The following is a 14,773-nucleotide window of genomic DNA, read 5'->3' on the forward strand; positions in this document are numbered from 1 at the left end:
GCAGCAGGCTGGAGGCATGAACGACACGACCGACCTCCCCGGTGCCCCCGGCGGCCCCGGCTCCCCCGGCGGCCCCGGCACCCCCGGCGCCGCCCCGTCGCCCGGCCCCCGGGTGGGGCGCGACGAGCTGCGCGACGTGGGGCGCCTGCGCCGGCCGCACGACCGCCAGGTGGCCGGCGTCGCCGCCGGCCTCGCCCGCCACCTCGACGTCGACCCCCTGGTGCTCCGGATCGCCTTCGTGGTCCTGGCCTTCTTCGGCGGCGCCGGGCTCGTGCTGTACGGCGCGCTGTGGCTGCTGCTGCCCGAGGACGGCGCCGACCGGGCGCCGCTCCACCTCGACGAGCGCAGCCGTGGGCTCGCGGTGGTCGGGGCGGGCGTGCTGGCCGCCCTCCTGCTGCTGGGCGACTCCTGGAACCTCTACTGGTTCCCGTGGCCGCTCGCGCTGCTCGCCCTGGCGGTCTGGTTCTTCTTCTTCCGCGACGGCGCCGGCAACGCCCCGGTCCCGCCCGCGCCCCCGACGTACGCCGGCTCCACGTCCGTCGACCCCGTCGACCCCGCCGGCCGCGCGGAGGCCGCTCCGGTCGCGCCCCCCGGCTCGTACGCCGCGACCTACGTCCGCACCCCGCTGCCGCCCCGCCCGCCGCTCACCCGCCCCCGGGACCCGCGCAGGCGCGGCCCCCGCCTCTTCTGGTTCACCTGCGCACTGGTGGTGCTGGCCCTCGGCGTGCTCGGGACGGTGGACCTGGCGGGAGCGCCCGTCACGGACAGCGCCTACCCCGCACTCGCCCTCGGGATCGTCGCCGTGCTGCTGGTCGTCGGGGCCTTCTGGGGTCGCGCCGGGGGCCTGGTCGCCCTCGGCCTGCTGGCCTCCGCGGTGATGGCGGGGAGCCTCGCGACCGAGGAGTTCCGCGGCGAGCACCTCGCCGTGGTGCCCGACACCGCGGCGCAGGTGCAGGCCGACTACGAGATGGGGGCCGGGGAGCTGGTGCTCGACCTGCGCGAGGTGGCCGACCTCGACGCGCTCGACGGCCGGCGGGTCCACGTCTCGGGCGGGGTCGGCCGGATCGAGGTCCTCCTCCCCGAGGAGCTCGGGGCCGTCGTCCGGGCGGACGTCGGGGGCCCCGGGCGGGTCACCCTCTTCGACTCCGTCGACCGCGGCGGCGTCGCGACCGGCGCCGAGGCGTCCGTCCGCGACGACGGCGACCTGCCCGTCCTCGACCTCGACCTCGAGCTCGGGGTCGGCGAGGTCCTCGTGACCACCCCCGGAGGAGACGACCGATGAACCAGCACGAGCACACCCACGACTCCGGGCTCCGCTCCGGACGTCACCCTCTCGAGGTCACCCACCTCGTGATGGGCATCGCCTTCCTCGGCTTCGTCGCCGTCTGGGCGGCGGTCACCAGCGACCTGGTCCACGTCGACGACCTGCGGTGGCTGCTGCCGGTGCCGTGGGTGCTGGCCGGCCTGGGCGGCCTGCTGGCCCTCACCTTCCGGGGCCGTCGGTCCCGCGAGGAGTGAGGCGGGGCGACCCGTCAGACGGTCGCCCGCACCAGGGGCAGGACGAGCTCGGGGTGGTCGGTGATCAGCCCGTCGACCCCGGCGTCGAGGAACGCCTGCGCCTCGCGTCCGAGGTCGCCGTGGGCGGCGGGCCCCCCGGGGCCCGCCAGGTCGGCGGGCAGGTGGTGGTTCTCGGCCCGCAGCGTCCACACGTGGACGGTGAGCAGCTCCCGGTGGGCGGCCGCGACGAGGCCGGACGGCGACCCGAGCCGTCCGCCCGGACCCGGCGGCAGCACGAGCTCCTTCGCCACGCCCAGGCCGTCGGCGTACTCCCCGACCTCGGCGAGCCCCTCGGGGGTGAGCAGGTCCCGCCACGTCCGCGGGTCGCCGGCGACGGCGTGGTCGGGCGGTCCTCCGGCCCCGCGGTCGACCAGCTGGACGACCTGCGCGCGGCTGCGCGCCGCGAGCTCGCGCAGGACCCCGGTCTCGAACGACATCAGGGTCACCCGGGAGCGGGGGTGGTCCAGCCCGTGCCGGGCGAGGTCGGCCAGGAGCGGCTCGACGACCGGGAGGCCACGCGCGGCGAGGTGCGCGGCGTGCTTGAGCTCGAGCATCACGCCGACCGTGCTGCCCCGGCGCACCGACTCGGCCTGCACCATGGCGAGCACCTCGGTCAGGGCCGGGACGCCGTCGCAGCCGTCGTGGACGGCGCTCCCGGGGCGCAGGTGCGGAGACCGCTCCCGGGCGGCCAGCCGCTTGACCTGGGCCAGCGTGAGGTCCTCGGCGAACCAGCCGGAGAGGCGCCGGCCGTCGACCACCCGGGTGGTCCGCAGGTGCGCGAGCCCGGGGTGGTCGGCCACGTCGGTGGTGAGGGAGAGCTCGTTCTCGTGACGGGCGACCAGGGCGCCGTCGCGGGTGAGCACCAGGTCGAGCTCGATGTCGTCGACCCCCGCCCGGATCGCCGCGCGGTAGGCGGAGAGGGTGTGCTCGGGCCGGTGTCCGCTGGCGCCGCGGTGGGCCACCACCGCCGGGGTCACCACGAGGCTGCGCATGCTCCGAGGCTGCTGGGCGACGACGACGCCGCGGGGGTCGCGCCGCGTCGGCGCGGTGACGGTCAGGTGAACCGTGGGTGGCGCGGCCCCGCCTGGCCTACCGTCTGTCCATGCAGCACGAGCCGGGGCACGAGTACCGCGACGAGACGCCGGGCGAGCGAGTCGACCGACAGTGGGGCGAGCTCCTCCAGGAGCTGAGGGTGATGCAGACCGGCGCCCAGCTCACCGCCGGCTTCCTGCTCACCCTGCCCTTCACCCCGGCCTTCGGCGACCTCGACCGGTGGCAGCGGGGCGTCTACCTCTGCCTGGTGCTGCTGGCCGGCCTCATCACGGTGCTCGTCCTCACCCCCGTCGCCACCCACCGGCGGCTCTCCGGGGAGCACGTCAAGGAGCGGCTCGTCCTGGCCGCGCACCGCGTGGTCTCCGTGGTCCTGGGGCTGCTGTCGGCCCTCGTCGTCGGGATGGTGGTGCTCATCATCGACATCGCGGTGGGTCGCACGCCCGCGGTGGTCGCCGGCGCCGGGATCGTGGCGCTGGTGCTCGTGCTGATGGTGCTCGTCCCCTCCCGGCTCGCGCGGGACGCGACCTCTCCGGCAGAGGGCGCGCCCGACAGGAAATGATTCGTCGGCGGGGCGGCCGAGTCGTAAAGTTGCCCCAGTGCGCAACCTCCCCCTGACCGACCCCGGGACCCCGGACCACTCCTCCCCCGGTCGGTTCCTCTGGTGGATGGCGAGGGGGCAGGCGCGGACGCTCGCGGGCGGGATGGCCTTCGGCATCGTCTGGATGGGCGCGCAGGCCGTGATGCCCGCCGTGCTCGGCCGGGCGATCGACCGCGGCGTGGCCGCCCGCGACGGCGACCAGCTGCTGCTGTGGGCCGCGGTGATGCTCGGCCTCGGGCTGGTGCAGGCCGGTAGCGGGATCATGCGGCACCGGTTCGCGGTGACCAACTGGCTCGTCGCCGCCTACCGGACCGTGCAGCTCGTGGGGCGGCAGGCCGTCCACCTCGGCGGCACCCTGCCCCGCAAGGTCTCGACCGGCGAGGTGGTCGCCATCGGCACCAGCGACCTCTCCCACCTGGGCCAGGTGATGGACGTGAGCGCCCGGTTCAGCGGCGCGGTCGTCTCCTTCTTCCTGGTCTCGGTCATCCTGCTCTCGACCTCGGTCCCGCTCGGCCTCGTGGTCCTCGTCGGCGTCCCGCTGATGATGCTGCTGATCGGCCCGCTGCTGCGTCCCCTCAACCGGCGCAGCGCCCACCAGCGGCAGCTGATGGGCGACCTCGCCAACTCGGCGACCGACATCGTCAGCGGCCTGCGGGTGCTGCGCGGGATCGGCGGCGAGCAGGTCTTCCTCGACCGCTACCGACGGCAGTCCCAGACCACCCGGCAGGCCGGGGTCCGGGTGGCCCGGGTGCAGTCGGTGCTCGACGCCCTGCAGGTCTTCCTGCCCGGCTTCTTCGTGGTGCTCGTCGTCTGGCTGGGCGCCCGGGCGGCGGCCGCGGGGAGCCTCACGGCCGGCGAGCTGGTCGCGTTCTACGGGTACGCCGCCTTCCTGGTGATCCCGCTGCGCACCGTCACCGAGTTCGCCAACAAGTTCATCCGCGCGCGGGTCTCGGCCCGCCGCGTCTGCACCGTCCTGGCCCTGCGCCCCGACCACACCGACCCGGCGGCCCCGGCCCCGTCGCCGCCGCCGGGGGCCGAGCTGCGCGACGCCCGCTCGGGGCTGCGGGTCCGGCCGGGCCGGCTCGTCGCCGTGGCCTGCGACCGCCCCGACGAGTCCGCCCTGCTCGCCGACCGGCTGGGGATGGCCGCGGCCGAGCTGGACGACGAGGTCACGCTGGGCGGCGTCCCGCTGACGGCGCTGCGCCGCGCCGAGGTACGGCGTCGCGTCGTCGTCTCCGACACGGGCTCCGCCCTCTTCTCCGGCCGGCTGGGCGACGGGCTCGACCTCTCCGGCCGGGGCGAGCAGGCCGTCCGGGAGGCGCTGGCCACCGCCAGCGCCGAGGACGTCCTCGAGGCGCTGCCCGAGGGCCTCGACACCGAGGTCGCCGAGCGCGGCCGCAGCTTCTCGGGCGGGCAGCGGCAGCGCCTCGTCCTGGCGCGGGTGCTGGCCGCCGACCCCGAGGTGCTGGTCCTGGTGGAGCCCACGTCGGCCATCGACGCGCACACCGAGGCCCGGATCGCCGCCCGCTTCCGCCGGCACCGGGTCGCGCGTCCCGACCGGAGCACGGTGGTCGTGACCACCAGCCCGCTGCTGCTCGACGCCGCCGACGAGGTGGTCCTGCTCGACGGGGGCGAGGTCTGCGCCAGCGGCACGCACGCGGAGCTGCTCGAGACGTGCCCGGCGTACCGGGCCGTCGTGACCCGCGAGGTCGCGGAGGCCGTCGGATGAGCGCGCCCACGACCCTCCCGGTGGCCCGCGGCCGTGCGGTGGGCCGGTACGCCGTCGCCGTCGCGCGCCGGCACCCCCGGCTGCTGGTCGGCGTCCTCGTGCTGCACGCGCTGGCCGCGGTCGCTGCCCTCGCCGCCCCGCGCCTGCTGGGCGAGCTGGTCGAGGCGGTGGAGGGCGGCACGACGGCGGGCCACGTGGACCGCGTCGTGCTGCTGCTGGCCGGCTTCCTCCTGCTGCAGACCGTGCTCACGCGCTACGCCCGGCTGGTCGGGCAGGTGCTGGGCGAGGAGGTCCTCGCCGAGCTCCGCGAGGACTTCGTCGACCACGCGCTCGCCCTGCCGATCGGCACCGTCGAGGCCGCCGGGTCGGGCGACCTGCTGACCCGCACCAGCCGCGACGTGGAGCAGCTGGGCTGGTCGGTCCGGTGGGCGCTGCCCGAGTGGACCACCGCGGTGATCACCGCGACGCTCACGCTCGGCGCGGCGATCAGCGTCGGCTGGTGGGTGGCGCTCCCCTGCCTGCTGGCCCTGCCGCCGCTCGTCGTCGGGCTGCGCTGGTACCTCGCCCGCGCCAAGGACGGCTACCTGCGCGAGTCGGCGACGTACTCCCGGATCAACGCCACGCTCACCGAGACCGTCGAGGGCGCCCGCACCGTCGAGGCGCTCGGCCTCGCCGACGAGCGGGTGCGCCGGATCGACGACGACTGCCGCGACTCCTTCGAGGCGGAGCGCTACACGCTCTCGCTGCGGACCCGGTTCTTCCCCAGCATGGAGATCTCCTACCTGCTGCCGACGGTCGCCACGCTGCTGCTCGGCGGGTGGCTGTACGCCGAGGGGCGGGTCGGGCTCGGAGAGGTCACGGCGGCGACGCTCTACGTGCAGATGCTCATCGACCCGGTCGACCGGATGGTGGCGATCCTCGACGAGCTGCAGATGGGGGCCGCCTCCCTGGCCCGGCTGCTCGGCGTCGCCCAGGTGCCGGAGGACCGGGTGGCGGGCGACGCCCGGCCGGCCGACGAGCGGCTCGAGGCCGACACCGTGCGGTTCTCCTACGTGCCGGACCGGCCGGTGCTGCACGACGTCTCGCTCGACGTCGGGGTCGGGGAGCGGATCGCGATGGTGGGGCCCTCGGGGGCGGGCAAGTCGACGCTCGGCCGGCTGCTGGCCGGGATCCACCCGCCGGACTCCGGCTCGGTGACGGTGGGCGGGGTCCCGCTGACCGCGCTGCCCCTCGACGACCTGCGCGGCCACGTCGCGCTGGTGACCCAGGAGCACCACGTCTTCGTCGGCACCCTGCGCGAGAACCTCGCGCTGGCGGTGCCGACCGGCCGGGTGGCCACCGATGCCGACGTCCTGGCCGCCCTGGACGCCGTCGACGCGCTGGAGTGGGCGCTCGCGCTCCCCGCCGGGCTGGACACCGAGGTCGGCTCGGGCGGCGTGGCGCTCACCCCGCCGCAGGCGCAGCAGCTCGCGCTGGCGCGGCTGGTCCTGGCCGACCCGCACACGCTGGTGCTGGACGAGGCCACCTCGCTCATCGACCCCCGGGCGGCCCGCCACCTCGAGCGGTCGCTCGCCGCGGTGCTCGAGGGCCGCACGGTGGTGGCCATCGCCCACCGCCTCTTCAGCGCCCACGACGCCGACCGGGTGGCCGTGGTGGAGGAGGGGCGGATCACCGAGCTGGGCTCCCACGACGAGCTGGTCGCGGCGGGCGGCTCCTACGCCGCGCTCTGGGACTCCTGGCACGGGCGCGACTGAGGCGTCCGGGGCGACCGGCGTCGGCTCAGGCGTCGATCGTGCCCATGTCCCCGTAGCGGTCGCCGACGACCGCGTCGACCGGGACGGCCTCCGCCAGGGCGGCGAGCTCGGCGTCGCCCAGCGTCACCTCCAGGGCGGCGACGTTCTCCTCGAGGTAGCGGACCCGCTTCGTCCCGGGGATCGGCACGAGGGCGGTCCCGGGGCCAGCACCGCGAGCCGGTGCCGGCGCAGCAGCTCGAGGCGCTCCGCCTCGTTGCCGGAGCCGGACCGCACGAGGGCGGCGTACCGTCGCACGTCGCGGACCGGCATGCCGGGAGCGCACTCCAGGGCAAGGGTGGTGTCAAGGGGGTGGTGACCAGGTCAGCGGCCCCGGTAGGGGTATCCGGCGAGGACCTGGTCGACGTGGGCCCGGGTGCGCGCGCCCCACGCGGGGTCCAGGCCCGCCATCAGCTCGACCCAGCGGGGGAACCACCTGCGCCGGGAGTCCCGCCGCGACCAGAGCCGGCGCCGCGCCAGCTCCTCGCGCTGGGCGACCTGCTTGGTGACCTTCTCGAAGCAGAGGTACAGGAGCTCGTCGAGCTCGGTGGCCTCCTGGCGGAAGCACTCCCGCCCCCGCTCGTGCGCGAGCAGCAGCAGCTTCTCGCCCTCGATCCGGAGGAACGGGTACCCGGCGTCCCGGTTCACGAAGTCGGGCAGGTCGGTGGGGCGCACGCCCGGCAGGCGCGCCGCCACCTCGGCGACCGCGCGCTCCACCTGCTCGCGCGTGAAGGTCGCCCGCGAGCCGTCCGCGCCGTCGCTCACCCGAGGACCGGGATCCGCAGCCGCCAGCCCACCTTGATCTTGTCGGGGTCGGTGATCCTCGGGTTGGCCGCGACGACCTGCTTGACCGTCGCCCTCGTGAGCGCCCGGTGCGTGCGCAGGATCGAGGTGAGCGTGTCGCCGCGCTCGACGCGGTGGAGCAGGAAGCCGGCCATCGAGCCGAAGACGATCACCTCGACCTCGCGCAGGTCGAACCCGGGGTCGGGGCCCTCCCCCGGCAGGCCCGGGTTGTCCCCGAAGACCTGCACGGTCACCCGCGTCCCGGGCCGTGGCACCTGGTCGAGCCGGACGGTGGTGGCGAAGTCGCCGACCCCCGCCATCCCGCCGCTGGACTGGGCCGAGCCGGTGCCGAGCACCCGGCCGTTGCCGCCCAGCACGCGGATGCCGATCGTCCCCTCGAAGCCGTGGCCGATCCCGGCCACCACGAAGCCGTCCGCCACCAGGTCGTCGGCCTTCGGCTGCCGCACCCGCACGTCCGTCACCAGCGCCATCGTGCTCCCCTCACCGGTGCACGACCCCGTGTGCACCACCCCGGCGGCCCCGAGCCGCGCGACTCGTCCGAGCATAGGGCTTCACCGGCCCGTCGTACTGTGACAGTGTTCCTGTCACAATCACCACGGACTACCCCATCGGCCCGCACGCGCCCACCCCGGGCCGCCGCCGGGACCACGACAGAGAAGGAACGGCGATGAAGCTCGCGACCCAGCTGATGTACGACGGCAACCCCCGTGCCACGGCCGACACGGTGGCCGGCTGGGAGAAGGCCGGCCTCGACGTCGTGTGGGTGGCCGAGGCCTACGGCTTCGACTCCCCCACCCTCATGGGGTACCTCGCCGCCAAGACCGAGACGGTGCAGATCGGCTCGGCCATCCTCAACATCTACTCGCGCACCCCGGGGGCCCTGCTGCAGACCGCGGCCGGCCTCGACAACGTCTCGGGCGGGCGCGCCATCCTCGGCCTCGGCGCCTCGGGCCCGCAGGTCATCGAGGGCTTCCACGGCGTCCCCTACAGCAAGCCGCTGGGTCGCACCGGCGAGATCATCGACCTCGTGCGCCGGGGCCTCAAGCGCGAGCCGCTCACCCACGACGGCATCTTCCACCTCCCCCTCGACAAGGAGCACGGCGCCGTCACGGGGCTGGGCAAGCCGCTGAAGATCCTCACCCACCCGCAGCGCGACACCATCCCGATCTGGATCGCCGCCCTCGGCGCCAAGAGCGTCGAGCAGACCGCCGAGATCGCCGACGGCTGGATCCCCCACCTCTTCCACCCCGAGAAGGCCCACCTGGTCTGGGGCGACGCGCTCGAGGCCGGCAAGGCCAAGCGGCTGCCGGGCCTCGACCCGCTGCAGATCACCGCCGGCGGCATGGTCGCGATCGGCGAGGGCCCCGACACCAAGGCGCTCCTCGACTTCGCCCGCCCCCTCTTCGCCCTCTACGTCGGCGGCATGGGCGCCAAGGGGAAGAACTTCTACAACGACGTCGCCAAGTCCTACGGCTACGAGAAGGAGGCCGAGGAGATCCAGGACCTCTACCTCTCGGGCAAGAAGAAGGAGGCGGAGGCGCTGATCCCCACCGACTGGCTCGAGGCGGCCAACCTCGTGGGCCCCGCGTCGTACGTCAAGGAGCGGATCGCGGCCTTCGAGGAGGCCGGCGTCACCCACCTCAACATCACCCCTGTCAGCGACGACCCCACCGCCACCATGGCGCAGGTGAAGGAAATGATCTCCTGATGGCCACGACCAGCACGGTCTTCGAGGCCGAGCACGAGGACTTCCGGCAGACCGCCCGGGCCTTCATGGAGAAGGAGGTCGTCCCCCACCACGCCGAGTGGGACGCTGCCGGGATCGTGCCGCGCGAGCTGTGGCGCAAGGCCGGCGACGCCGGGCTGCTCTGCTTCGACGTGCCCGAGGAGTACGGCGGCCCCGGGATCGACGACTTCCGGTTCAACGTGATCGTCTCCGAGGAGGCCACCAGGGTCGGCGCGAGCGGCCCCGGCTTCTCGGTGCACACCGACATCATCGTCCCCTACCTCGTCGCCCTCGGGACCGAGGAGCAGAAGCAGCGCTGGCTGCCCGGGTGCGTCTCCGGCGAGATCATCACCGCCATCGCGATGACCGAGCCGGGCGCCGGCTCCGACCTCCAGGGGATCCGCAGCACCGCGGTCGACGCGGGCGACCACTACGTGCTCAACGGCTCCAAGACCTTCATCTCCAACGGCATCAACGCCGACCTGGTGATCGTCGTCGCCCGCACCGACCCCGACGCCGGCCACCAGGGGATCAGCCTGCTCGTCGTCGAGCGCGGGATGGAGGGCTTCGAGCGCGGCCGCAACCTGGAGAAGATCGGGCTGCACGCGCAGGACACCGCCGAGCTCTCCTTCACCGACGTCCGGGTGCCCAAGGAGAACCTGCTCGGCGAGGCCGGCCAGGGCTTCGTCTACCTGATGATGAACCTCCCCCAGGAGCGTCTGATCATCGGCGCCCAGGCGGTGGCGGCGGCGGAGTACGTCGTGGGCCTCTGCCTCGACTACGCCAAGGAGCGGGAGGCCTTCGGCCGGCCGATCGGGAAGTTCCAGCACAACCGGTTCCTGCTGGCCGAGATGGCCACCGAGGCACGGGTGGCGCGGGCCTTCCTCGACGACTGCCTGCGCAAGCACCTGGCCAAGGAGCTCACCACCGTCGACGCCGCGATGATCAAGTGGTGGGCGACCGAGCTGCAGAACAAGCTGGTCAACCAGGGCGTGCAGCTCCACGGCGGCTACGGCTACATGATGGAGTACCCGATCGCCCGGGCGTACCTGGACAGCCGGATCTCCACGATCTACGGCGGCACGACCGAGATCCAGAAGGAGATCATCGGCCGGAGCCTCGGCATCTGAGTCCGCCGCCCGCCCGACGCGGGACGGACTCGGGCGGCGGGCGCCGGGGGCGAGACGCGCCGGAGGGCGCGAGTGCGGACCCCTAGCCTCGTCCGAGCCGGCGCGCAGGGGGCGCGCCCGTCCGGGGGGAACCGTGTCCACTCGCCTGCCCAGCCGTCCGTCCAGCTGTTCGACTCGCCTTCCGAGTCGGCGTACGCCACGCCGCCCGTCCCGATTCGTGCCGTTCGCCCGGGACGCCGTCCTCACCGCGACCGCGGCGGCCGCGCTCTCGTCGTGCGGCTTCGCGCTCGACGCCCTGGCAGGCCCACCGGGCTCCGGTCTGACCTGCGAGGACCTCGAGCAGGAGGCGCTCGCCATGTCGGCAGAGGAGAAGGAGTCCACCGAGGGTTCCTGGAAGGCCGAGCTGCGCGAGGTCGAGGACCTCGAGATGACCACCGACCACCGCGACGAGGTGGAGGTCCCGGACGAGGGCGACGACCGAGCGGTGATCCTCGTCTGCGAGGGCAAGGCGAAGTGGGACCTCGGCTTCCTGGACGGGCCCATCGAGATCACCGCGACCTTGGACTCCGACGAGGAGGTCTGGATCGGCTACCAGGGCGAGTAGCCCGTCCCACCCCGAGCAACGCGCTGGGGGGCGGCGGGGGCGGCGAGGGGACGGCGGGGGGTCAGGGCCGCGGTTCGGTCCCGGGGGCGTCCTCGCCGAGGGTCTGGGTCGACTCCGCGCGCGTCCCGGAGGGGTCGTCGGTCCGCTCGGCGGACTCCTCGAGGATCACCCGGGCCTGGGCCTCGGGGTCCTCGCTGCCCACCGCCTGCTCCTCGGGCAGGAGCTCGGCGCGCTGGTCCACGTCGCGCTGGTCCACGTCGTGCGGGTCCACGTCGTGCGGGTCCACGTCGGGCCGGGCCGAGCCGGCCTGCTCGGAGTCGTGCCGGGCGTCGTCTGACGGGGTCTGCTCGCTCATGGCAGCCCCGTACCTTGCGCGGAGCGCCCACAAACCCTTGTCGGGTACGCCGAAGCGCTTGCGGACATACCCGGGGCAGGTGAGACTCACGTCACACCCGATCCCCCGGAGGAGCAACATGACCGACGTCCTGGCCGAGCGCGACCGCATCGAGAAGCAGGTAGCGGGCCGCACCCTCATCGACTCACTGGCCGACACGGTCGAGCGCTTCGGCGACGAGCCGGCGTACTCGGACCGCAACCGCGTCGAGGAGGGCTGGCGCACGCTGACCTGGCGGGAGACCCGCGAGCTCGCCCTCGACGTCGCCGAGGGACTTGCCGCGATGGGCGTCCAGCCGGGCGACCCGGTCGCCGTGATGGCGAGCAACCGGATCGAGCACGCCGTCGCCGACATGGGCGCGGTCCACGCCGCGGCCGTCCCGATGTCGATCTACCAGACCCTCTCCCCCGAGCAGGTCTCCTTCGTCGCCCAGCACTCGGGCACCAAGGTCGCGATCCTCGAGACCGACGACCACCTCGGCCGGTGGAAGTCCGCCCTCGACGCCGACGCCGACATCCGGGTCGTGCTGATCGACGCCCCCTCCCCCGGTGGCGACCGCTTCTCGACCTGGGACGAGCTGGTCGCGGCCGGCCGCGCCCGCCGCGCCGAGAACCCCGGCGAGCTCGAGGAGCGCCACCAGGCCCTCACCCCCGAGAGCCCGGCCACGATCCTCTACACCTCCGGCACCACCGGCAACCCCAAGGGCGTCGTCCTCACCCACCACAACGTGCAGTTCGAGGCGGTGAGCACGCTGGAGGCCGCGGGGCTGCTCGAGGAGCGCCAGAAGCAGATCAGCTACCTGCCGCTGGCCCACATCGCCGAGCGGATCCTCGGCGTCTACGGCCCGCAGATGCAGGGCAGCCACCAGTACTGCATCGCCGACCCCTCGCTGCTGCTGGCGACGCTGGGCGAGGTGCACCCGACGGCCTTCTTCGGCGTCCCGCGGGTCTGGGAGAAGATCCAGACCGGCATCTCGGCCAAGCTCGCGGCCGACCCGAACCCCGACAACGTCAAGATGGTCCAGGAGTCGATGGCCGCCGGACTGGCCTGGGTGGAGGCCCAGGAGGTCGGCGGCACGATGACCCCCGAGATCGAGGAGGCCTACCGCAAGGCCGACGAGGCGATCCTGGGCTTCCTCAAGCTGCTGCTGGGCCTCGACCAGGTCCGCTGGGCCGGCTCGGCGTCGGCCCCCATGCCGGTGGAGACGACCCGCTTCATGGCAGGCCTGGGGCTCAAGGTGTACGACGTCTACGGGATGACCGAGACCTGCGGCGCGGTCACCGCCAACGGGCCGGGCGGCTTCCGGATGGGCACGGTGGGTCGCGCCACCCCCGGCATGGAGGTGACGCTCGGCGACGACGGCGAGGTGCTGGTGCGCGGACCGGTCAACACGCCGGGCTACCACAAGCAGGACGACGCGACCCGTGCGCTGATCGACGAGGACGGCTGGCTGCACACGGGCGACATCGGGACCATCGACGAGGACGGCTTCGTCTCGATCGTGGACCGCAAGAAGGAGCTGATCATCACCTCGCAGGGCAAGAACATCGCGCCCTCCAACATCGAGAACTACCTCAAGGAGTCCCCGATCATCGGCCACGCGATGGCCATCGGCGACGGTCGGCCCTACGTCGTGGCGGTGCTGACCCTGGACGGCGAGGTCGCCCCCGTGGTGGCCCAGCAGATGGGCCTGGAGTTCACCGACCTCGCCGACCTCGCGTCGAGGCCGGAGATCCGGGCGATGGCCCAGCAGGCCGTCGACAAGGCCAACGAGCGGCTCTCGCGCCCCGAGCAGGTCAAGGCGTTCGAGCTCCTGGGCACCGAGTGGACCGCGGAGTCCGAGGAGCTCACCCCGACGCTCAAGCTCAAGCGGCGCGTGGTGAACCGCAAGTACTCCGACCTGGTCGACCGCCTCTACGCCTGACCCACCCCAGCACCGGACCAGAGTAATCCGAGCGATCTACTCTGGTCCGGTGCTTGTGCGTCTCGGGGGCGCGCACCGCACGGACGACCCAGGAACAGGAGGAGCAGCGTGGAGCAGGACCCCGGGGCAGCCCCCGCCCCGCGCAGGAGCGGCGCTCCCGTCGCCGTGGAGGTAAATCGTCCGGGCGGCCGAGCGTGGGCGTTCGGGGCTCGGGGTAAACCCTGATGCGCTCTCGTCAACACGGTGCTCCACTGGCGGGATGCACCGACAGCTCGCCGGCCGGCTCACCGGCCCCGTGACGAAGTGGCTCGTGGTCGCCCTCTAGCTGGGGCTCACCGTCGGCTCCTCGGCCTTCGCCGCCAAGCTGGTGGACGAGCAGGACAACCAGGCCAGCTCGTGGCTCCCGGAGAGCGCGGAGTCGACCCGCGCGCTCGAGGAGCTCACCGCCTTCCAGGATCCCGACGCCATCCCGACGGTGCTGGTCTACGAGCGGGCCGAGGGCCTCACCGGGGCGGACGTGGCCGCGGCGACGGCGCAGGTCGAGGAGATCGCCCGGCTGGCCGCGGTCGAGGGCGAGGTGGTCGGCCCGATCCCCTCGGAGGACGGCGCGGCGATGCAGACGGTCCTCACCGTCAACGTCGGCCCCGAGGGGTGGAACCTCATGCCCGACGTCGCCAACGACCTGCGCGAGATCGCGGCGATCGACGGGGTGGACGTCCACGTCGCCGGACCCGGCGGCCAGGCCGCGGACTCGGCCGAGGCGTTCGGCGGCATCGACACCACCCTGCTCCTGGCCACCCTCTCGGTGGTCGTCGTGATCCTGCTGCTCACCTACCGCAGCCCCGTCCTGTGGGTGCTGCCGATCGTCTGCGCCGGGGTGGCGCTCTTCGGCGCGCAGGCCCTCATCTACTTCCTGGCGCGCTACGCCGACCTCACCGTCAACGGGCAGAGCTACGCGATCCTCACCATCCTCGTGATCGGCGCGGGGACCGACTACGCCCTGCTCCTCGTCGCGCGCTACCGGGAGGAGCTGCGCCGGCACGCCGACCGGCACGAGGCGATGGCGTTCGCGCTGCACCGGGCCGCCCCCGCGATCCTCGCCAGCGCCGGGACGGTCACCCTCGAGATCTGCCTCGTGGTGGCCGAGATGAACTCGACCGCCGGGCTGGGACCCGTGGCCGCGATCGGCATCGCCGTCACCTTCCTGGTCCAGGTCACGCTGCTCCCCGCCCTGCTGGTGGTCTGCGGGCGCTGGGTCTTCTGGCCGAAGGTCCCCACTTTCGGCTCGCCCGAGCCGACGAGGACCGGGATCTGGGCGCGGGTCGGCCGGGCGATCCAGCCGCGGCCGCGCCGGGTCTGGGCCGTCACGACCCTGCTGCTGGGCGTGGCCTGCCTCGGGCTCTTCCGGCTCGACACCTCCGGCCTGTCCACCGAGGACTCCTACACCGAGGAGTTCAGCTCGAT

Annotated in this window: 14 protein-coding genes and 1 pseudogene; 10 read left to right on the forward strand and 5 right to left on the reverse strand. The window is 73.9% G+C overall.

Translation table 11 applies throughout. The features are described 5' to 3' along the window. Nucleotides 1-16: 16 nt before the first annotated feature. Together DNK53_RS13510 and DNK53_RS13515 are read left to right on the forward strand one after the other, a co-directional pair. The gene (locus DNK53_RS13510; protein ID WP_162599941.1) at nucleotides 17-1,282 is read left to right on the forward strand and encodes a PspC domain-containing protein; all 1,266 of its coding nucleotides are present in this window, start codon (nucleotides 17-19) and stop codon (nucleotides 1,280-1,282) included. Continuing rightward, nucleotides 1,279-1,518 (forward strand): hypothetical protein, encoded by a 240-nt coding sequence (locus tag DNK53_RS13515; protein WP_110182846.1) that lies wholly within the window; start codon nucleotides 1,279-1,281, stop codon nucleotides 1,516-1,518. Before DNK53_RS13510 ends, DNK53_RS13515 begins: the two co-directional genes overlap by 4 nt. Nucleotides 1,519-1,532: 14 nt before the next feature. Here the strand turns inward: DNK53_RS13515 and DNK53_RS13520 are convergent, their stop codons facing one another. Continuing rightward, nucleotides 1,533-2,549: a glycerophosphodiester phosphodiesterase family protein gene (locus DNK53_RS13520; RefSeq protein WP_110182847.1), complete on the reverse strand. Its 1,017-nt coding sequence runs from the start codon at nucleotides 2,547-2,549 to the stop codon at nucleotides 1,533-1,535. Between the two features lie 110 nt (nucleotides 2,550-2,659). On the opposite strand from DNK53_RS13520, the gene DNK53_RS13525 reads away from it, so the two are divergent. Genes DNK53_RS13525 through DNK53_RS13535 form a run of 3 tightly spaced genes read left to right on the forward strand, consistent with a single transcriptional unit; the run spans nucleotide 2,660 to nucleotide 6,691 of the window. Next, a complete protein-coding gene (locus DNK53_RS13525) occupies nucleotides 2,660-3,169 on the forward strand; it encodes a DUF6328 family protein (protein ID WP_110183156.1) in 510 nt (169 codons plus the stop codon). A gap of 37 nt (nucleotides 3,170-3,206) precedes the next feature. After that, complete coding sequence (locus tag DNK53_RS13530) at nucleotides 3,207-4,937, forward strand: ABC transporter ATP-binding protein (protein ID WP_204163919.1); 1,731 nt, start codon at nucleotides 3,207-3,209, stop codon at nucleotides 4,935-4,937. Next, nucleotides 4,934-6,691 carry an ABC transporter ATP-binding protein gene (locus tag DNK53_RS13535; RefSeq protein WP_110182848.1) on the forward strand — a complete coding sequence of 586 codons (1,758 nt, stop codon included), beginning with the start codon at nucleotides 4,934-4,936 and terminating at the stop codon, nucleotides 6,689-6,691. Before DNK53_RS13530 ends, DNK53_RS13535 begins: the two co-directional genes overlap by 4 nt. 25 nt (nucleotides 6,692-6,716) lie before the next feature. On the opposite strand, the gene DNK53_RS17845 is transcribed toward DNK53_RS13535, so the two are convergent. From DNK53_RS17845 to DNK53_RS13555, 3 genes are all read right to left on the reverse strand, one after another. Continuing rightward, a complete protein-coding gene (locus DNK53_RS17845) occupies nucleotides 6,717-6,878 on the reverse strand; it encodes a hypothetical protein (RefSeq protein WP_204163920.1) in 162 nt (53 codons plus the stop codon). 173 nt (nucleotides 6,879-7,051) lie between these two features. Next, a complete protein-coding gene (locus DNK53_RS13550) occupies nucleotides 7,052-7,492 on the reverse strand; it encodes an Imm63 family immunity protein (RefSeq protein ID WP_162599942.1) in 441 nt (146 codons plus the stop codon). Beyond that, a complete protein-coding gene (locus DNK53_RS13555; RefSeq protein WP_162599943.1) occupies nucleotides 7,489-8,001 on the reverse strand; it encodes a Gmad2 immunoglobulin-like domain-containing protein in 513 nt (170 codons plus the stop codon). The genes DNK53_RS13550 and DNK53_RS13555 overlap by 4 nt, the downstream gene beginning before the upstream one ends. Before the next feature lie 197 nt (nucleotides 8,002-8,198). On the opposite strand from DNK53_RS13555, the gene DNK53_RS13560 reads away from it, so the two are divergent. The 3 genes from DNK53_RS13560 (at nucleotide 8,199) to DNK53_RS13570 (ending at nucleotide 10,991) form a co-directional block, all read left to right on the forward strand. Then, on the forward strand, nucleotides 8,199-9,239 hold the full coding sequence (locus tag DNK53_RS13560; protein WP_110182851.1) for an LLM class F420-dependent oxidoreductase: 1,041 nt from the start codon (nucleotides 8,199-8,201) through the stop codon (nucleotides 9,237-9,239). Further along, nucleotides 9,239-10,387: an acyl-CoA dehydrogenase family protein gene (locus DNK53_RS13565; RefSeq protein WP_110182852.1), complete on the forward strand. Its 1,149-nt coding sequence runs from the start codon at nucleotides 9,239-9,241 to the stop codon at nucleotides 10,385-10,387. The genes DNK53_RS13560 and DNK53_RS13565 overlap by 1 nt, the downstream gene beginning before the upstream one ends. Before the next feature lie 217 nt (nucleotides 10,388-10,604). Beyond that, nucleotides 10,605-10,991 carry a hypothetical protein gene (locus DNK53_RS13570; RefSeq protein WP_110182853.1) on the forward strand — a complete coding sequence of 129 codons (387 nt, stop codon included), beginning with the start codon at nucleotides 10,605-10,607 and terminating at the stop codon, nucleotides 10,989-10,991. A gap of 61 nt (nucleotides 10,992-11,052) precedes the next feature. Here DNK53_RS13570 and DNK53_RS13575 read toward each other — a convergent pair whose 3' ends face one another. Beyond that, the gene (locus DNK53_RS13575; protein WP_239456528.1) at nucleotides 11,053-11,346 is read right to left on the reverse strand and encodes a hypothetical protein; all 294 of its coding nucleotides are present in this window, start codon (nucleotides 11,344-11,346) and stop codon (nucleotides 11,053-11,055) included. Between the two features lie 118 nt (nucleotides 11,347-11,464). On the opposite strand from DNK53_RS13575, the gene DNK53_RS13580 reads away from it, so the two are divergent. Both DNK53_RS13580 and DNK53_RS18135 read left to right on the forward strand, forming a co-directional pair. Then, on the forward strand, nucleotides 11,465-13,309 hold the full coding sequence (locus DNK53_RS13580) for an AMP-dependent synthetase/ligase (RefSeq protein ID WP_110182854.1): 1,845 nt from the start codon (nucleotides 11,465-11,467) through the stop codon (nucleotides 13,307-13,309). Between the two features lie 367 nt (nucleotides 13,310-13,676). Further along, nucleotides 13,677-14,651: pseudogene (locus DNK53_RS18135) on the forward strand (MMPL family transporter); the annotation flags it as partial. Nucleotides 14,652-14,773 lie beyond the last annotated feature (122 nt).

It is taken from the genome of Nocardioides solisilvae (genome assembly GCF_003194625.1).
Classification (GTDB): Bacteria; Actinomycetota; Actinomycetes; order Propionibacteriales; family Nocardioidaceae; genus Nocardioides; species Nocardioides solisilvae.

Excerpts from the sequence above, each read along its gene's own strand:
- DNK53_RS13555 (WP_162599943.1), bottom strand. The coding sequence starts at position 8,001 with ATGGCGCTGGTGACGGACGTGCGGGTGCGGCAGCCGAAGGCCGACGAC.
- DNK53_RS13565 (WP_110182852.1), top strand. The coding sequence starts at position 9,239 with ATGGCCACGACCAGCACGGTCTTCGAGGCCGAGCACGAGGACTTCCGG.
- DNK53_RS13580 (WP_110182854.1), top strand. The coding sequence starts at position 11,465 with ATGACCGACGTCCTGGCCGAGCGCGACCGCATCGAGAAGCAGGTAGCG.
- DNK53_RS13525 (WP_110183156.1), top strand. The coding sequence starts at position 2,660 with ATGCAGCACGAGCCGGGGCACGAGTACCGCGACGAGACGCCGGGCGAG.
- DNK53_RS13535 (WP_110182848.1), top strand. The coding sequence starts at position 4,934 with ATGAGCGCGCCCACGACCCTCCCGGTGGCCCGCGGCCGTGCGGTGGGC.
- DNK53_RS13510 (WP_162599941.1), top strand. The coding sequence starts at position 17 with ATGAACGACACGACCGACCTCCCCGGTGCCCCCGGCGGCCCCGGCTCC.
- DNK53_RS13520 (WP_110182847.1), bottom strand. The coding sequence starts at position 2,549 with ATGCGCAGCCTCGTGGTGACCCCGGCGGTGGTGGCCCACCGCGGCGCC.
- DNK53_RS13575 (WP_239456528.1), bottom strand. The coding sequence starts at position 11,346 with ATGAGCGAGCAGACCCCGTCAGACGACGCCCGGCACGACTCCGAGCAG.
- DNK53_RS13515 (WP_110182846.1), top strand. The coding sequence starts at position 1,279 with ATGAACCAGCACGAGCACACCCACGACTCCGGGCTCCGCTCCGGACGT.
- DNK53_RS13560 (WP_110182851.1), top strand. The coding sequence starts at position 8,199 with ATGAAGCTCGCGACCCAGCTGATGTACGACGGCAACCCCCGTGCCACG.